Source organism: Variovorax sp. RA8 (assembly GCF_901827175.1).
Classification (GTDB): Bacteria; Pseudomonadota; Gammaproteobacteria; order Burkholderiales; family Burkholderiaceae_C; genus Variovorax.
Genome location: NZ_LR594662.1, coordinates 1,124,259 through 1,140,566, shown reverse-complemented (window position 1 = coordinate 1,140,566; position 16,308 = coordinate 1,124,259). Strand labels below are relative to the sequence as shown.

The window sequence follows — 16,308 nt, the reverse complement described above, 5'->3', positions numbered from 1 at the left end:
GCTTTGCGGCATCAGATCCAAAAGCGCCGTGGGCACGTACAACTCCCAGCCCCTCAACCACCACCCTACAGGCCAAGCCATGCGCCTCGCGAACGGCATCGAACAACATCCGCCACCGCCCGTGGGTCCGAAGGGTCCCGTGCTCGACATCGCCGTCATCGGCAGCGGGATCTCCGGTCTGTCGGCCGCGTGGCTGCTGGGGCAGCGGCACCAGGTGACGGTGTTCGAGGCCGATGGCCGGCCCGGCGGCCACAGCCACACGGTCGAGCTTCCCGGCCCGGCCGGCGCCGTCGCGGTCGATACCGGCTTCATCGTCTACAACGAGTCGGCCTACCCGAACCTGAGCGCGCTTTTCGCACACCTCGGCGTGGCGACCGATCCCACCGACATGTCGTTCGCGGTGAGCCTGGACGGCGGCGCCCTGGAATACGCCGGCACCGACCTGCGCGCCCTCTTCGCACAGCGCCGCAACCTGGTCAGCCCGCGCTTCTGGTCGATGCTGCGCGACGTCGTGCGCTTCTACCGCCGGGCGCCGGCGGATGCAGGGTCCTTCGGCCTCATGCCGCTGGACGCCTACCTCGACCTGCACGGCTACGGGCGCGCCTTTCGCGAGGACCATCTCTATCCGATGGCTGCCGCGATCTGGTCCACCTCGCCGGCGCGCATCGGCGAGTATCCGACCGAGTCCTTCGTGCGCTTCTGCGAGAACCACCAGCTGCTGGCACTCGGCCGGCGCCCCGCGTGGCGAACGGTGCGCGGCGGCAGCCGACGCTATGTCGAGCGCCTGACGAACGGGCTGGGACGACGCCTGCGTCTGGGCAGCGCAGTGGTCCGGGTGCAGGGCGGCGCGGGCGGCGTGCTCGTGCAGACGGCGGACCGGCCGACGCCCGAGCGTTTCGACCACGTCGTGATCGCGACCCATGCCGACCAGGCGCTGCGCCTGCTGGCCGATGCCGACGCCGAAGAGCGCAGGCTGCTCGGCGCCTTCGGATACACCCGCAACCACGCCGTGCTCCATGGCGACATCGCCGTGATGCCCCGGCGACGGGGCCTATGGTCGAGCTGGAACTACACCGGCGCACGAGGCGTCGAGGAAGCGCCTCGCGTGAGCTACTGGATGAACCGCCTGCAGCAGCTGCCCGGCGCCGCTGCGCTGTTCCTCACGCTGAATCCCAAGGACGAGCCGGGACAGGTGCTCCACAGCGAGGTCTACGAGCATCCCCTCTTCAACGCCGCCGCCATTCGGGCCCAGCGCGAGCTCTGGTCGCTGCAGGGCCGGCGCAGCGTCTGGTTCTGCGGCGCCTACTTCGGCTCGGGCTTCCACGAAGACGGGCTGCAGGCCGGACTCGCCGTGGCCGAGGCGCTGGGCGGCGTGCGCCGACCCTGGACGGTCGCCGACGAGTCGGGTCGCATCCACCGGCATGCGATCCTGGCCCGCGCTTCATGAGCGAACACTCGGCCCTCTACAGCGGCAGCGTCGTGCACCGGCGGCTGCGGCCAGTGGCGCATCGCCTGCGCTACCGCGTGTTCTCGCTGCTGCTCGACCTCGACGAGCTGCCTCGGCTGGCACGCCGGCTGCGATTCTTCTCTCTCGACCGGTTCAATCTCTTCAGCCTGCACCAGGGCGACCACGGTGCTGGCGGCGAACAGGGCCTGCGACCCTACGTCGAACATCAGCTCCACGCCGCAGGATTCGCCACCGGTGGCGCCATCCGCCTGCTGGCCATGCCGCGCATCCTGGGCTACGCCTTCAATCCCTTGAGCGTCTACTTCTGCCACCACCCGGACGGCGGCCTCCAGGCCATCCTCTACGAGGTCAACAACACCTTCGGCGAGCGGCACAGCTACCTCATCGCAGTGGACGAGGCGCAGCGCCAGGGGGGCGAGCTCACCCAGCAGTGCGCGAAACGCTTCCACGTCTCGCCCTTCCTCGCGCTGGACATGCACTACCGTTTCGGCATCGTGGCGCCGCGTGCAGAAGACGAACGGCTGCGCATCGCCGTCACGGCCAGCGACGCCGAGGGTCCGGTGCTCACGGCCTGCTTCGATGCACGGCGGCGGGCGCTCGACGACCTGCAGCTGCTGCGCGCCTTCATCGCCTGCCCGCTGCTCACGCTGAAGGTGATCACGGCCATCCACTGGGAAGCCTTGCGCCTCTGGGCCAAGGGCCTTCGGCTGCATCGGCGTCCGGGCGCGCCCGAACGGACGGTGACCGTCGTCAACAACAAGCATCCATGAGCACTTCATCTCCCACGCCGCAAGACCCTTCGGGCCTGCTCGACGCGATGGCGACGACCAAGCCCTCTATCGCGCCCCTGTCAGCCTTGGCCGCGCGCCCTTTGCGCCACCTGGTGGCGCGCCTGCTGCGCGGCCTGCAATTCGGCATACTCGCGATCGAGCTGCCGGACGGCGAACGCCTCGAAGCCCGCGGCGCGGCCCCGGGCCCGCACGCCTCGGTCGTGCTGCATCGCTGGCGTCCGCTGCTTCGTCTGCTGCTGCAGGGGGACATCGGCCTGGCCTGTTCCTATCGTGACGGCGATTGGTCGAGCCCGGACCTGGCCGCGCTGCTGGCGTCGGGCCTGCGCAACGAGCCAAGCTGGGCCGGATCGCTCGACGCCGCCCTGCCGGCACGCTGGCTGCACCGGCTGCGTCACCTCGCAAGGCGCAACACGCGTCGCGGCAGCCGCCACAACATCGCCTTCCACTACGACCTTGGCAACGACTTCTATGCGCAGTGGCTCGACGAGGAGCTGATCTACTCGAGTGCCCTCTACGCCCGCGGCGACGAGTCGCTCGAAGTCGCGCAGGCGGCCAAGCTCGACCGCATCCTGGATCTCCTCTCGCTCGAGACCGATACCTCGGTGCTGGAGATCGGCTGCGGCTGGGGCGCGCTCGCAGTGGCGATGGCAAGACGCCATCGTGCGCGAGTGACCGGCCTGACGCTGTCCGTCGAGCAGTTGGCGCATGCGCGGCGGCGAGCCGTGGACGAGGGCGTGGCAGCGCGGGTGGACCTGCGGCTGCAGGACTACCGCGACATCGGAGGGCAGTACGACCGCATCGTCTCCATCGAGATGCTCGAAGCCGTCGGCGAGGACTACTGGCCGCTGTACTTCGACATCCTTCGCCGCCGGCTGAAGCCCGATGGCGTCGCCGTGCTGCAGGTGATCACCATCGCGGACGCCCACTTCGCTCGCTACCGCGACGCTGCGGACTTCATCCAGCGCTTCATCTTTCCAGGCGGGATGCTGCCGTCGGAAGCCGCACTGCACGCGCATGTTGAACGCGCCGGCATGGTGATGGAAAAGGCGCTGTCCTTTGGCGAAAGCTATGCGGCCACGCTGGTGCAATGGCGGGAGCGCTTCCTGCGCGCGTGGCCTGCCATCGAGAAGCTCGGCTTCGACACGTCCTTTCGCAGGCTCTGGGAGTACTACCTCTGCTATTGCGAGGCCGGCTTCCGTGCGGGGCGGGTCGATGTGGGTCTGTACAGGCTGCGCTTCCCGGGCAGGCCTTGAGACGCCCGCGGACGGCCCCGGCGCGGGGAGCGGGACCTTCGGCTAGACGACGCGCTCCGCGATCAGCACGGCGAAGAAGCCCAGGGCCGCCAGCAAGGTCCACTTGAGCACAATCCAGCCGAAGCGTTTGTACTTGGGCTGGCCGGTGCCGGCATAGAAGGCAAAGGAAACGCCGGCCACGAGCAGGAGCAGCAGGATGGCCCAGCGGAACAGCAGCATCGTGTTCCGACGCCTACCAGGCCCGCGCGACCTCGGCGAAGCCGGCCGGCGCCTGCCGCTGGTCGTCGAAGCTGGCGATCTCGTAGGCGTCCGGCTGGGCCAGCAGCTCGCGCAGCAGCTTGTTGTTGAGCGCATGGCCCGAGCGGAAGGCACTGTAGGCCGCGAGCAGCGGGCGGCCGATGACGTAGAGGTCGCCCATGGCGTCGAGGATCTTGTGCTTGACGAACTCGTCGTCGTAGCGCAACCCACCGGCATTGAGCACCTTGGTGTCGTCCATCACGATCGCGTTGTCGAGCCCGCCGCCCAGCGCCAAGCCCTTGGAGCGCATGTACTCGACCTCCTTGGTGAAGCCGAAGGTGCGCGCGCGCGCGATGTCGCGGCTGTAGGAGCCCGAGCCCAGGTCGAACTCGAAGCGCTTGCCGCTGGCGTTGACAACGCGGTGGTCGAAGTCGATCTCGAAGCTCAGCTTGAAGCCGTGGTAAGGCACGAGGCGCGCCCACTTGAGGTCATGCCCCTCGCCCTCCCGAACCTCGACCGGCCGGGTGACGCGGATGAAGCGGCGCGGCGCATTCTGCAACTCGATGCCCGCGCTCTGCAGCAGGAACACGAAGGACGAGGCGGAGCCGTCGAGGATCGGCACCTCGTCGGCCGTGATGTCGATCAGCAGGTTGTCGATGCCCAGGCCCGCGCAGGCCGACATCAGGTGCTCCACTGTCTGCACCTTGGCGCCGTTGTTGGACACGGTGGACGCCAGGCGCGTGTCGGTCACGGCCTCGACCCGCATCGGGATCTCGACCGGCTCGGGCAGGTCCACGCGGCGGAACACGATGCCGGCATCGATCGGCGCCGGCCTGAGCGTGAGCTCGACCCGCTGGCCGCTGTGCAGCCCCACGCCAACGGCGCGGGTGATGGATTTCAGGGTTCGTTGCTGGAGCACGGCAGCGATTTTAGGAGCGTGAGGCATCCGGCGCGCCGTGCGCCTCGCAATGGCTGCGATAGCTTCCATCTTCAGGCACCCCGGATTGAAGGCGCGAAAAGCGTAGCGAGCGGCCCGAGGTTGCGGGGAGGAGCGCAGCCGCACCTGGGTACGGCGAGCACCGCAGTCGCAAGATCGGGCCGCGCAGTCGCCTTGCGCGTCATCAATCGGCCTGGCGGCGCAGGAAGGCCGGGATCTCGATGTCGTCCATGCCACCTGTCGACAGCGCATCCACCTTGGCCGCCGCCATGGTGCGGTTGGTGCGCCACACGCTGGGCACGGCCATGCCGTCGTAGTTGGGCTGGCCGGGCTGGCCCTGCAGCGTGCCGCCGAGCGTCGGGACGCCGAACGGGATGTTGTCGGTTCCGGTGCGGATCACTTCCAGCGTCGGCGCCTGGCGGCGTGCGTCCTGGCGCGACAGGCCGGTGGCGACCACGGTCACGCGCATCTCGTCGCCCAAGCTTTCGTCGTAGGCAGCGCCGTAGATCACGTGCGCGTCCTCCGCCGCGAAGGCGCGGATGGTGGTCATCGCCAGCTTCGATTCACTCAGCTTCAGCGAATTCTTCGACGCCGTCACCAGCACCAGCACACCCTTGGCGCCCGAGAGGTCGATACCCTCGAGCAGCGGGCAGGCCACCGCCTGTTCGGCCGCGATGCGCGCGCGATCCGGGCCGGAGGCCGCGGCCGTGCCCATCATGGCCTTGCCGGGCTCGCCCATCACGGTGCGCACGTCCTCGAAGTCGACGTTCACGCCGCCGTACTCGTTGATGATCTCCGAGATGCCGCCGACGGCGTTCTTCAGCACGTCGTTGGCGTGCGCGAAGGCCTCGTCCTGGGTGACGTCCTCGCCCAGCACGTCGAGCAGCTTCTCGTTGAGCACCACGATCAGCGAGTCGACGTTCGCCTCCAGCTCGGTCAGGCCGCTGTCGGCATTGGTCATGCGGCGGCCGCCTTCCCAGTCGAAGGGCTTGGTCACCACGCCCACCGTGAGGATGCCCATCTCCTTGGCCACGCGCGCGATCACCGGCGCCGCACCGGTGCCGGTGCCGCCGCCCATGCCGGCCGTGATGAACAGCATGTGCGCGCCGTTGATGGCGCCGCGGATGTCGTCCACCGCCGCCTCGGCCGCATCGCGGCCCTTCTCGGGCTTGCTGCCCGCGCCCAGCCCATTGGTGCCGAGCTGGATGGTCTTGTGCGCGTTGCTGCGCTGGAGGGCCTGCGCGTCCGTGTTGGCGCAGATGAACTCCACGCCCTGCACGCGGCGCTCGATCATGTGGGCGACTGCATTGCCGCCCCCGCCGCCCACGCCGATCACCTTGATCTGGGTGCCTTGGTTGAATTCTTCGATCTCGATCATTTCGATGGCCATTTCTGACTCCTTGATATTGCAGTTGCCTTGTTTGTACGAATGGGTTGTTTTCAGGGTCACCGTCTGCGCTCCTTTGGCGGACCGGTGCGCCGCCATCGCTCGTTGAAATGTCGAAGGGGGCTCATGGCGAGCCAAAGTGGTGTGCTGGTCATCGTCAGAAGTTCCCCACGATGAAATCCTTGAATCGGCCGAACGCGGTTTTCACCGAGCCGTTCTTCTGCGCGACCTTGAAGCCGCGCAGCCTTGCAAAACGCGCCTCCTCGAGCAGGCCCATCACGGTCGCGGCACGCGGCTGCGCGACCATGTCCGAGAGCGCGCTCGAATACTTCGGGATCCCGCGCCGCACCGGCTTCAGGAAGATGTCCTCGCCGAGCTCGACCATGCCGGGCATCACCGCGCTGCCGCCGGTCAGCACGACGCCGGAGGACAGCACCTCCTCGTAGCCCGACTCGCGCACCACCTGCTGCACCAGCGAGAAGATCTCTTCCACGCGCGGCTCGATCACGCCGGCCAGCGCCTGCTTGCTGAGCATCCGCGGCCCGCGGTCGCCGAGCCCGGGCACCTCGACCTGCGTCTCGGGATCGGCCAGCAGCTGCTTGGCATAGCCGTTCTCGACCTTGATGTCCTCGGCGTCCTTGGTGGGCGTGCGCAGCGCCATCGCAATGTCACTGGTGATGAGGTCGCCGGCGATCGGGATCACCGCGGTGTGGCGGATCGCGCCGTTGGTGAAGATGGCCACGTCCGTGGTGCCGGCGCCGATGTCCACCAGCACCACGCCCAGCTCGCGCTCGTCCTCGGTCAGCACCGCCTGGCTGGAGGCCAGCGGGTTCAGCATCAGCTGGTCGACCTCCAGCCCGCAGCGGCGCACGCACTTGATGATGTTCTCGGCCGCGCTCTGCGCGCCGGTGACGATGTGCACCTTGGCTTCGAGGCGCATGCCGCTCATGCCGATCGGCTCCTTCACATCCTGGCCGTCGATCACGAACTCCTGCGGCTCCACCAACAGCAGGCGCTGGTCGCTGGAGATGTTGATCGCGCGCGCGGTCTCCACCACGCGCGCCACGTCGGCCTGCGTCACTTCCTTGTCCTTGACCGCCACCATGCCGCTCGAATTGATGCCGCGGATATGGCTGCCGGTGATGCCGGTGTAGACGCGGCTGATCTTGCAGTCGGCCATCAGCTCCGCTTCCTTCAGCGCCTGCTGGATGCTCTGCACCGTGGCATCGATGTTCACCACCACGCCGCGCTTGAGCCCGTTGCTGGGCGCGATGCCCAGCCCCGCCAGCTTGAGCTCGCCGGTGGGCAGCACCTCGGCCACCACTGCCATCACCTTGGCGGTGCCGATGTCGAGTCCGACAACCAGGTCTTTGTATTCCTTGGACATGAATTCCTCTGCTCTCTCTATTTCTTCCTGGGGGGTGGCGGCTCTGTCGTGACCGTGGTGACGCCGCGCAACCGCAGCGCATAGCCTTCGTTGTGCCGCAGGTCGGCACCCTCGACCGAGGTGAGGGTGCGCCCGTACTGCCGGGCGACCGGCGCCACCGTGGTCAGGAAACGCTGCGTGCGCGCGGCCACTTCCTCGGCGCGGCCGCGCCCGAGTTCGAGCACCGCGCCGCTGTCCAGCAGCACGCGCCAGCTGCCGCGGCGCGACAGCGCGAGTTGGTCGATCACCAATTCGTAGGGCGCGAACAGCGGCTGCAGCACGCGGTACATGCCCAGCACCTGGCCGGCCTGCTCGGGCGGACCGTCGAGACGCGGCAGCTCATCGTCGACCTCGGCGACATTGGCATCGAAGACTTCGCCGAATCCGTTGATCAGGCGCGAATCCGCTTCGTTGCCCCAGTGCGCCACCGGCACATGCTCGGTGAGCGTCGCGCGCAGCTTGTTGGGGAACTCCCGCCGCACCACCGCCTTCCGCACCCAGGGCACGGTCTCGAAGGCGGCGCGGGCCTTCGCCAGGTCCACGGTGAAGAAGTTCCCGGCCAGCTGCGGCGTGACGTTGGCACGCAGCGTGACCGCGTTGTTGTGCGTGACCTCGCCGTCGACCTTGATGCCGGCGAGCGGGAAGAAGGGCTGGCGCAGCACCCACCACGCACCCGCCGCCAGCAGCACGAGCGCGAACAACGCGTACACCAGGGTCGCGGTCACGTTCATGAGCTTGACGTCGAAGGGCACGGGGATGCTTTCGGCCATCAGACCTCCGCCTTCGAATCGAGCGTGGCGGAAGCCAGCACGCGCAAGCAGAGATCCTCATAGGAGATCCCCGCCGCGCGCGCAGACATGGGCACCAGCGAATGGCTGGTCATGCCCGGCGAGGTGTTCATCTCCAGCAGGAAAGGCTTGCGGTCGCTGGCGCGGATCATCAGGTCGGCGCGGCCCCAGCCGCGGCAGCCGAGCTGGTGGTAGGCGGCCAGCGAGATGCGCCGGATCTCATGCTCCTCGGCCTCCGGCAGGCCGCTCGGGCAGTGGTACTTCACGTCGTCGGTGAAGTACTTGTTCTGGTAGTCGTAGGCGCCCTCGGGCGCGGCGATGCGCACCACCGGCAGCGCCTGTGCGTGCAGGCCGCTGCCCAGCACGGCGCAGGTGACTTCCTCGCCCTCGATGAACTCCTCGCACAGGACGTCGGTGTCATAGCGCACGGCCAGGGCGACGGCGTCCTGCATCTGCGAGTAGCCCTGGACCTTGGTCACGCCGATGGAGGAGCCCTCGCGCGGCGGTTTCACGATCAGCGGCAGGCCCAGCACGTCGGGGACCGCCATGATCTGCTCGCGGCTCTGCTGGTCGAAGGCCAGGCGCGCGTAGCGCGGCGTGGGCAGCCCGTCGGCCTGCCAGATGCGCTTGGTCATGACCTTGTCCATGGCCACGGCCGAGGCCATGACGCCGGAGCCGGTGTAGGGAATGCCCAGCAGCTCCAGCGCGCCCTGCACCGTGCCGTCCTCGCCGTGGCGGCCATGCAGCACCACGAAGCAGCGCGCGAAGCCCTCGTGCTTGAGTTCGACCAGCTCGCGCACGGCCGGGTCGAAGGCGTGCGCGTCGACGCCACGCGAACGCAGCGCCTCGAGCACGCCGGTGCCCGACATGATGGAAATCTCGCGCTCTGCCGAGGTGCCGCCGAACAGCACCGCGACCTTGCCGAAGTCTTGCGGATTCACAGGGACCTCCCTTCGCGCATGGCGTGTTCGGACGTGCGCTCGGATGTGATGGAAGAAGACGCCGCGCCGCCCTGCTCGACCACCCTGCCCGGCACGGCGCCGATGGAGCCCGCGCCCATGCAGATGACGACATCGCCGTCGCGCGCGTTGTCCAGGATGGCCTGCGGCATGGCCGCGATGTCGTCGACGAACACCGGCTCGACCTTGCCCGCCACGCGCAGGGCGCGCGCCAGCGAGCGGCCGTCTGCCGCCACGATGGGCGGCTCGCCGGCGGCATAGACCTCGCCCAGCAGTACCGCATCCGCGCCGCCGATGACCTTGACGAAGTCCTCGAAGCAGTCGCGCGTGCGGGTGTAGCGGTGCGGCTGGAAGGCCAGCACCAGGCGCCGGCCCGGGAAGGCGCCGCGCGCGGCGGCAATGGTGGCCGCCATCTCGACCGGGTGATGGCCGTAGTCGTCGATCAGCGTGAAGCTGCCCAGGCCCTGGGCGCCGCGCAGCTTGACGTCGCCATAGCGCTGGAAGCGCCGGCCCACGCCCTTGAAGTCGGCCAGGCCGCGCTGCACCGCCTCGTCGGGCACGCTGAGTTCGACCGCCACTGCGATCACCGCCAGCGCGTTGCGCACGTTGTGCTCGCCGGGCAGGTTGAGCACGATGTCCAGGTCGGGCAGCGTGACACCGTTGCGCCGCTGCGCGGTGAAGTGCATCTGCTGGCCGACCGCGCGCACGTTGATGGCGCGCACCTGCGCGTCCTCGCCGAAGCCGTAGCTGGTGACCGGGCAGGAGACCTCGGTCACGATGTCGCGCACCGCCGGGTCGTCGGTGCACAGGATCGCCACGCCGTAGAAGGGCATGCGGTGCAGGAAGTCGACGAAGGCCTTCTTGAGCTTCGCGAAGTCGTGCCCGTAGGTCTCCATGTGGTCGGCGTCGATGTTCGTCACCACCGCCATGATCGGCAGCAGGTTGAGGAAGGAGGCGTCCGACTCGTCGGCCTCCACCACGATGTAGTCGCCGCTGCCCAGCTGCGCATTGGCGCCGGCGCTGTTGAGGCGGCCGCCGATCACGAAGGTGGGGTCCAGCCCGGCGGCGGCGAGCACGCTGGCCACGAGGCTCGTGGTGGTGGTCTTGCCGTGCGTGCCGGCGATGGCGATGCCCTGCTTGAGGCGCATCAGCTCGGCCAGCATCAGCGCGCGCGGCACCACCGGGATGCGCTTCTCGCGCGCGGCCACCACCTCGGGGTTCCCGGCATGCACGGCGGTGGAGGTGACGACCGCATCGGCGCCGGCGATGTTGGCCGCGTCGTGGCCCACGAAGGTGCCGATGCCCAGGCCACCGAGGCGCTTGAGCGTGACGCTGTCGGCCAGGTCCGAACCCGTGATCTTGTAGCCCAGGTTGAGCAGCACCTCGGCGATGCCGCTCATGCCGGAGCCGCCCACGCCGACAAAATGGATATGACGGATGGCATGCTTCATACGCGACCTCCGTTCTTGCGAGCGGCGAGCAAGGCGAAGCCCGTTCGGGAGACACCGCGGAACCGGCTTTGCCGGGCCGCTGGTGTCGCCCCCTTGAGGGGGGAGGCGGCTACACGAAGTGAGCAAGCAACGGGGGTGGGCGTCATTTCGCAAGCTCCTCGCAGGCGCGCACCATGACCTCGACGGCCTCGGTCTTCTGCATCGCCTTGGCCTTCACGGCGCGTTCCATGAGCGCGGGGCGCCCGGTCTTCTGTAGCAAATCGGCGAGCAATTCGGGAGTCAATTCGGTTTGCTGAACGAGCCAGCCCCCGCCCGCGTCGACCAGGAAGCGGGCGTTGGTGGTCTGGTGGTCGTCCACGGCGGAAGGGAAAGGCACGAACAGCGCAGCCGCGCCGACGGCCGCGATCTCGGTGACGGTGCTCGCGCCGGCGCGCGCGACGATCAGGTCGGCATCGGCATAGGCGCGCGCTGTGTCTTCGATGAAGGGGGTGAGCTCGCCCTCGACGCCGGCGGCGGCGTAGTTGGCGCGCAGCTCGTCGATCTGCCTGGCGCCGCTCTGGTGCGTGACCGTCGGGCGATGCTCCGGCGCGATGCGGGCCAGCGCCGTCGGCACCACGGCGTTGAGCGCCTTCGCGCCCAGGCTGCCGCCCACCACCAGCAACTTGAGCGGTCCGTTGCGGCCGGCGAAGCGCGTGGCCGGGTCGGGCTGCGAAAGGAAGGCCGCGCGCAGCGGATTGCCGATCCATTGCGCCTTCCTCATCACGTCAGGGAAGGCGGTGAAGACGCGGTCGGCCACGCCAGCCAGGATCTTGTTGGCGAGCCCGGCCACCGAGTTCTGCTCGTGCAGCACCAGCGGCTTGTTGAGCAGCACGCTCATCATGCCGCCCGGGAAGGTGATGTAGCCGCCCAGGCCCAGCACCACGTCGGGCCGCACGCGGCGCACCACGGCCAGGCTTTGCCAGAAGGCGCGAAGCAGTCGCATGGGCAGCAAGGCCAGGGTGATCGGCCCCTTGCCGCGCACGCCGCCGAACTGCACGGGCTCGAAGGCGAAGCCGCGCGGCGGCACCAGCTTTTCTTCCATGCTGCCCGGGGCGCCGAGCCAGTGCACGCGCCAGCCGCGCTCGCGCAGGGCCTCGGCCACGGCCAGGCCGGGGAAGATGTGGCCTCCCGTGCCGCCTGCCATGACGAGCGCCGTGCGGCTCATACGGCAACCTCCGCGCCATGCGCTGCGGTGCTATTCGCCTTCGGAGCGGCCGTGCGGCTCATACGCGGCCTCCCCGCATCAACACGCGGTTCTCGTAGTCGATGCGCAGCACGAAGGCCATCGCCACCACGTTCATCAGGATCGCCGAACCGCCGAAGCTCATGAATGGGAGCGTCAGCCCCTTGGTCGGCAGCGCGCCCAGGTTCACGCCCATGTTGATGAAGGCCTGGAAACCGATCCAGATGCCTACGCCCTGCGCCACCAGGCCGGCGAACACGCGGTCGAGCGCGATGGCCTGGCGGCCGATGTGCATGATGCGGCGGGTGAGCCAGAGGAACAGGCCGATGGCCAGCAGCACGCCGACCAGGCCGAACTCCTCCCCGATCACCGCCATCAGGAAATCGGTGTGCGCCTCGGGCAGCCAGTGCAGCTTCTCGACGCTGCCGCCCAGGCCGACGCCGAAGATCTCGCCGCGGCCGATGGCGATCAGCGAATGCGAAAGCTGGTAGCCCTTGCCCAGCGCATGCTCCTCGCTCCACGGGTCGAGGTAGGCAAAGATGCGCTCGCGCCGCCACGGGCTGGAAGCCACGATGGTGGCGAAGGCCGCCACCACCAGCGCCGCGATCAGGAAGAACATGCGTGCGTTGACGCCGCCCAGGAACAGGATGCCCATCGCGATCACCGCGATCACCATGAAGGCGCCCATGTCGGGCTCGGCCATCACCAGCATGCCGACCACCACCACCGCCACGCCCATGGGCAGCACGGCGCGGAAGAAGCGCTCCTTGATCTCCATCTTGCGCACCATGTAGCTGGCGGCATAGAGGATCATCGCGAGCTTGGCCAGTTCAGAAGGCTGGAAGCGCATGAAGCCCATCGGCAGCCAGCGGCGCGCACCGTTGACGCTGATGCCGACGTGCGGGATTAACACCGCGATCAGCAGCAGCAGCGAGGCGACGAAGAGCCACGGCGCGCCGCGCTCCCAGGTGCGCATCGGCACCTGGAAGGCCAGCAGCGCCGCCACGAAGGCGATCACGATCGAGGCGATGTGCCGTGTGAGGAAGTAGCTCGCCCCGTAGCCGGCGCGCGCAAAGCGCGGGTTGTCGGGCAGTGCGATGGAGGCCGAATAGACCATCACCAGCCCCCAGGCCAGAAGCGCGACCGTGACCCAGGCCAGCGCCTGGTCGAAGCCCAGCACGCGCACCGGCGCGGCCTTGGTCTGCGTCATGCCGGCGCTGCCCAGGCGCACCGGCAGGTGCATGGGCAAGGCGTCCATGCCGCTCTTGGCACGGCTGAACCAGCCCTCCCAGAAACGGGGGCTCTTGTTGGGCGTCGCGGCGGCGGTGGTCGAACTCATGCACCGTCTCCGTCCGGCAGACCCGCATCGACGCCGCGCGGCGACTCGGCCCAGTCCTGCACGGCCTCGCAGAACACCGCGGCGCGGTGCGCGTAGTCCTTGAACATGTCGAAGCTGGCGCAGGCCGGCGACAGCAGCACTGCATCGCCGGGATGCGCGCGGCCGGCCGCGGCCTTCACCGCCTCTTCCATCGAGGCGGCGTGCAGGAGCGGCACGCCGGTGGAGGCGAGCGCCGCCTCGATCAGCGGCGCGTCGCGGCCGATCAGCACCACCGCGCGTGCATGCTGCCGCACCGGCGCGGCCAGCGGCGCGAAGTCCTGGCCCTTGCCCTCGCCGCCGAGGATCACCACCACGCGGCGCTCCTCGCCGAGGCCGCCCAGGGCCGCCACGGTAGCACCGACATTCGTGCCCTTGCTGTCGTCGAAGTACTCGACCTCGTCCACGATGGCGACCGGCTCCACGCGGTGCGGCTCGCCGCGGTACTCGCGCAGGCCGTAGAGCATGGGCCCGAGCTGGCAGCCCGCAGCGGTGGCGAGCGCGAGTGCCGCCAGGGCATTGAGCGCGTTGTGCCGGCCGCGGATGCGCAATGCATCGGCCGGGATCAGGCGCTGGATGTGGATCTCTTCTTCCTCGACCGCGGCGCCGCGCTTGCGCTTCTGCGTCTCGTCGGCTTCCAGGGCGCGCACCAGCCAGGCCATGCCGTGGACGCGCTCGATGCCGTAGTCGCCGGGACGCAGGGGCATGGCGGCACCGAAGGTCACGACCGAACGGGGCGCCTGGCCCTTGGCCAGCTTGACCGGGGCCGGACGCCTGGCCCCCACGCTGCGCGCCGACGCGTCGTCGCTGCCCCCCGAGGGGGCCTTCGCGGCTTGGGACGGTCCGGCCCCGCTCATCGCCATCACCGCATCGTCTTCGCGGTTGAGCACCATGATGCTTTTCGTGCCGAAGATGCGCGCCTTGGCAGCGACATAGGCCGCCATGTCGCCGTGCCAGTCGAGGTGATCCTGCGTGATGTTGAGCACGGTGGCTGCGGTCGGCTCGAAGCCCTGCACGCCGTCGAGTTGGAAGCTCGAGAGTTCGAGCACCCACACGTCGGGCAACGTACCGGCATCGATGTGCGCAGCGAGCGTGTCCAGCAGCGTGGGGCCGATGTTGCCGGCCACGGCCACCGTCTTGCCGGCGCGTGCGACCAACTGGCCGGTAAGCGCGGTGACGGTGGTCTTGCCGTTGGTGCCGGTCACGGCGAGCACCGCGGGCGCGTAGCCCTTGGGCGCTGGCGGAACGGGGATGGGCACGGGCGCGGCGGCCTCGGCATCGTCGTCGTCTTCCACGGGCGCCGACTCGGACTGGGGCTCGGCCGCAAGCTGCGGCTCGTTGGCAGCCGGGGTTTCCTCCGCCGGCAGCAGCTCCGGTGATTCCGGCGCATCGGCGGGCTGCAGCGGCTCCTGCGCCGACTCCGCCTCCGGCTCGGCCGGCCGCGCTGGCTCCTCCACGCGCTCGGCCACCCGCAGGTCCGCCAACGCGTGCGCAAACAGGTCCAGCTCGCCGCCGACCGGCAAGCCGACTGCCTTGGCCGCATCGACCACCGCCGCGACCGTGGCCGGCGACAGGCCCGGCGAGCGGTACACCGCGCGCACCGCGGTGCCTTCGATCAGCGCGGCCGAGAAGGGCCCGCCGATGAAAACCGCATCGGGCAGCTCGGTACGCAGCGCTTCCAACTGCGGCGGCGCCTCGCGGGTGTCAGCCACCGTGAGCTTCGCTCCGTTGCGCGCGCACCAGCGCGCCATTGCCAGGCCCGAGGCGCCCAGCCCCAGGATCAGCACGTGTTGGTCTTGAAGATGGCGCATCGACGTCACCTCAGCTTCAAGGTCGACAGGCCCACCAGGCACAGCAGCATGGTGATGATCCAGAAGCGCACCACGACCTGCGTCTCGCGCCAGCCGCTCTTCTCGAAGTGGTGGTGCAGCGGCGCCATCTTGAGCACGCGGCGCCCTTCGCCGAAGCGCTTCTTGGTGTACTTGAAGTAGGCCACCTGCGCCATCACCGAGATCGCCTCGACCACGAAGATGCCGCCCATGACGAAGAACACGATCTCCTGGCGCACGATGACCGCGATGGTGCCCAGCGCGCCGCCCAGCGCGAGCGCGCCCACGTCGCCCATGAAGACCTGCGCCGGGTGGGTGTTGAACCAGAGGAAGGCCAGGCCGGCGCCGGCCATGGCGGAGCAGAACACCAGCAGTTCGCCCGAGCCCGGGATGTGCGGGAACAGCAGGTAGCGCGAATAGACCGCGCTGCCGGTCACGTAGGCGAAGACGCCCAGGGCGGAGCCGACCATCACTACCGGCATGATCGCCAGGCCGTCGAGGCCGTCGGTCAGGTTGACCGCGTTGCTGGCGCCCACGATCACCAGGTAGGTCAGGATCACGAAGCCGATGCCGCCGAGCGGATAACTCACTTCCTTGAAGAAGGGCACCAGCAGGTTGATCTTGGGCGGGAAGTCCAGGTCGAAGCCCGAGCCCACCCAGGCGTAGAACAGCTCGAGCACGCGCCAGTTGGAGCTCTCCGAGATGCTGAAGAGCAGGTAGAAGGCGGCGACCAGGCCGACCACCGACTGCCAGAAGTACTTCTCGCGCGAGCGCATGCCCTCGGGGTCCTTGCGCACCACCTTGCGCCAGTCATCGACCCAGCCGATGGCGCCGAAGCCCAATGTGACCCACAGCACGATCCAGACGAAGCGGTTGGAGAGATCGAACCACAGCAAGGTCGCGAAGGCGATCGAGACCAGCACCAGCACGCCGCCCATGGTTGGCGTGCCGCTCTTGCTCAGGTGCGTTTCCATCGCGTAGCCGCGCACCGGCTGGCCGATCTTGAGCGCGGCCAGGCGGCGGATCACGTAGGGCCCGGCCCCGAGGCCGAGCAGCAGCGCGCTCAGCGCCGCCATCAGCGCGCGGAAGGTGAGGTATTGGAAGACGCGCAGGAAACCAAGATCCGGCGAGATCGTCTGCAGCCATTGGGCGAGACTCATCAGCATGTTGCGAACGTGCGCGGCG

The 16,308-nt window shown here is 68.9% G+C and carries 14 protein-coding genes; 3 read left to right on the top strand and 11 right to left on the bottom strand.

Features of this window, described 5'->3' with window-relative positions; translation table 11 throughout:
• Positions 1 to 79: 79 nt before the first annotated feature.
• From E5P3_RS05450 to E5P3_RS05440, 3 genes are read left to right on the top strand one after another with little or no spacing between them, the layout of a single operon-like run.
• The gene (locus E5P3_RS05450) at positions 80 to 1,447 is read left to right on the top strand and encodes an NAD(P)/FAD-dependent oxidoreductase (RefSeq protein WP_162585046.1); all 1,368 of its coding nucleotides are present in this window, start codon (positions 80 to 82) and stop codon (positions 1,445 to 1,447) included.
• On the top strand, positions 1,444 to 2,238 hold the full coding sequence (locus E5P3_RS05445) for a DUF1365 domain-containing protein (RefSeq protein ID WP_162585045.1): 795 nt from the start codon (positions 1,444 to 1,446) through the stop codon (positions 2,236 to 2,238). The genes E5P3_RS05450 and E5P3_RS05445 overlap by 4 nt, the downstream gene beginning before the upstream one ends.
• Positions 2,235 to 3,512 carry an SAM-dependent methyltransferase gene (locus tag E5P3_RS05440; RefSeq protein WP_332107368.1) on the top strand — a complete coding sequence of 426 codons (1,278 nt, stop codon included), beginning with the start codon at positions 2,235 to 2,237 and terminating at the stop codon, positions 3,510 to 3,512. Before E5P3_RS05445 ends, E5P3_RS05440 begins: the two co-directional genes overlap by 4 nt.
• A gap of 42 nt (positions 3,513 to 3,554) precedes the next feature.
• On the opposite strand, the gene E5P3_RS05435 is transcribed toward E5P3_RS05440, so the two are convergent.
• From E5P3_RS05435 to mraY, 11 genes are all read right to left on the bottom strand, one after another.
• Positions 3,555 to 3,731, bottom strand: coding sequence for a hypothetical protein (locus E5P3_RS05435; RefSeq protein ID WP_174263038.1), 177 nt, complete (start codon positions 3,729 to 3,731; stop codon positions 3,555 to 3,557).
• 13 nt (positions 3,732 to 3,744) lie between these two features.
• Positions 3,745 to 4,668 (bottom strand): UDP-3-O-acyl-N-acetylglucosamine deacetylase, encoded by a 924-nt coding sequence (gene lpxC, locus E5P3_RS05430; RefSeq protein WP_174263037.1) that lies wholly within the window; start codon positions 4,666 to 4,668, stop codon positions 3,745 to 3,747.
• A gap of 202 nt (positions 4,669 to 4,870) precedes the next feature.
• Complete coding sequence (ftsZ, locus tag E5P3_RS05425; RefSeq protein ID WP_162585043.1) at positions 4,871 to 6,076, bottom strand: cell division protein FtsZ; 1,206 nt, start codon at positions 6,074 to 6,076, stop codon at positions 4,871 to 4,873.
• Between the two features lie 154 nt (positions 6,077 to 6,230).
• Complete coding sequence (gene ftsA / locus E5P3_RS05420; RefSeq protein ID WP_068681331.1) at positions 6,231 to 7,460, bottom strand: cell division protein FtsA; 1,230 nt, start codon at positions 7,458 to 7,460, stop codon at positions 6,231 to 6,233.
• 17 nt (positions 7,461 to 7,477) lie between these two features.
• On the bottom strand, positions 7,478 to 8,269 hold the full coding sequence (locus tag E5P3_RS05415; protein ID WP_162585042.1) for a cell division protein FtsQ/DivIB: 792 nt from the start codon (positions 8,267 to 8,269) through the stop codon (positions 7,478 to 7,480).
• Positions 8,269 to 9,228 (bottom strand): D-alanine--D-alanine ligase, encoded by a 960-nt coding sequence (locus E5P3_RS05410; protein WP_162585041.1) that lies wholly within the window; start codon positions 9,226 to 9,228, stop codon positions 8,269 to 8,271. The genes E5P3_RS05415 and E5P3_RS05410 overlap by 1 nt, the downstream gene beginning before the upstream one ends.
• Complete coding sequence (gene murC / locus E5P3_RS05405) at positions 9,225 to 10,697, bottom strand: UDP-N-acetylmuramate--L-alanine ligase (protein ID WP_162585040.1); 1,473 nt, start codon at positions 10,695 to 10,697, stop codon at positions 9,225 to 9,227. Before murC ends, E5P3_RS05410 begins: the two co-directional genes overlap by 4 nt.
• Positions 10,698 to 10,839: 142 nt before the next feature.
• Positions 10,840 to 11,901 carry an undecaprenyldiphospho-muramoylpentapeptide beta-N-acetylglucosaminyltransferase gene (murG, locus tag E5P3_RS05400; RefSeq protein WP_162585039.1) on the bottom strand — a complete coding sequence of 354 codons (1,062 nt, stop codon included), beginning with the start codon at positions 11,899 to 11,901 and terminating at the stop codon, positions 10,840 to 10,842.
• Positions 11,902 to 11,959: 58 nt separating this feature from the next.
• Positions 11,960 to 13,258 (bottom strand): putative lipid II flippase FtsW, encoded by a 1,299-nt coding sequence (ftsW, locus tag E5P3_RS05395; protein WP_162585038.1) that lies wholly within the window; start codon positions 13,256 to 13,258, stop codon positions 11,960 to 11,962.
• Entirely contained in the window at positions 13,255 to 15,105 is a 1,851-nt protein-coding gene (locus E5P3_RS05390) for a Mur ligase family protein (RefSeq protein WP_162585037.1), read from the bottom strand. The genes ftsW and E5P3_RS05390 overlap by 4 nt, the downstream gene beginning before the upstream one ends.
• A gap of 5 nt (positions 15,106 to 15,110) precedes the next feature.
• Positions 15,111 to 16,289 (bottom strand): phospho-N-acetylmuramoyl-pentapeptide-transferase, encoded by a 1,179-nt coding sequence (gene mraY / locus E5P3_RS05385; protein WP_162585036.1) that lies wholly within the window; start codon positions 16,287 to 16,289, stop codon positions 15,111 to 15,113.
• Between the last annotated feature and the right edge of the window lie 19 nt (positions 16,290 to 16,308).

Excerpts from the sequence above, each read along its gene's own strand:
- ftsZ (WP_162585043.1), bottom strand. The coding sequence starts at position 6,076 with ATGGCCATCGAAATGATCGAGATCGAAGAATTCAACCAAGGCACCCAG.
- murC (WP_162585040.1), bottom strand. The coding sequence starts at position 10,697 with ATGAAGCATGCCATCCGTCATATCCATTTTGTCGGCGTGGGCGGCTCC.
- murG (WP_162585039.1), bottom strand. The coding sequence starts at position 11,901 with ATGAGCCGCACGGCGCTCGTCATGGCAGGCGGCACGGGAGGCCACATC.
- E5P3_RS05390 (WP_162585037.1), bottom strand. The coding sequence starts at position 15,105 with ATGCGCCATCTTCAAGACCAACACGTGCTGATCCTGGGGCTGGGCGCC.
- ftsA (WP_068681331.1), bottom strand. The coding sequence starts at position 7,460 with ATGTCCAAGGAATACAAAGACCTGGTTGTCGGACTCGACATCGGCACC.
- E5P3_RS05450 (WP_162585046.1), top strand. The coding sequence starts at position 80 with ATGCGCCTCGCGAACGGCATCGAACAACATCCGCCACCGCCCGTGGGT.
- mraY (WP_162585036.1), bottom strand. The coding sequence starts at position 16,289 with ATGCTGATGAGTCTCGCCCAATGGCTGCAGACGATCTCGCCGGATCTT.
- E5P3_RS05440 (WP_332107368.1), top strand. The coding sequence starts at position 2,235 with ATGAGCACTTCATCTCCCACGCCGCAAGACCCTTCGGGCCTGCTCGAC.
- E5P3_RS05435 (WP_174263038.1), bottom strand. The coding sequence starts at position 3,731 with ATGCTGCTGTTCCGCTGGGCCATCCTGCTGCTCCTGCTCGTGGCCGGC.
- ftsW (WP_162585038.1), bottom strand. The coding sequence starts at position 13,258 with ATGAGTTCGACCACCGCCGCCGCGACGCCCAACAAGAGCCCCCGTTTC.
- E5P3_RS05415 (WP_162585042.1), bottom strand. The coding sequence starts at position 8,269 with ATGGCCGAAAGCATCCCCGTGCCCTTCGACGTCAAGCTCATGAACGTG.
- E5P3_RS05445 (WP_162585045.1), top strand. The coding sequence starts at position 1,444 with ATGAGCGAACACTCGGCCCTCTACAGCGGCAGCGTCGTGCACCGGCGG.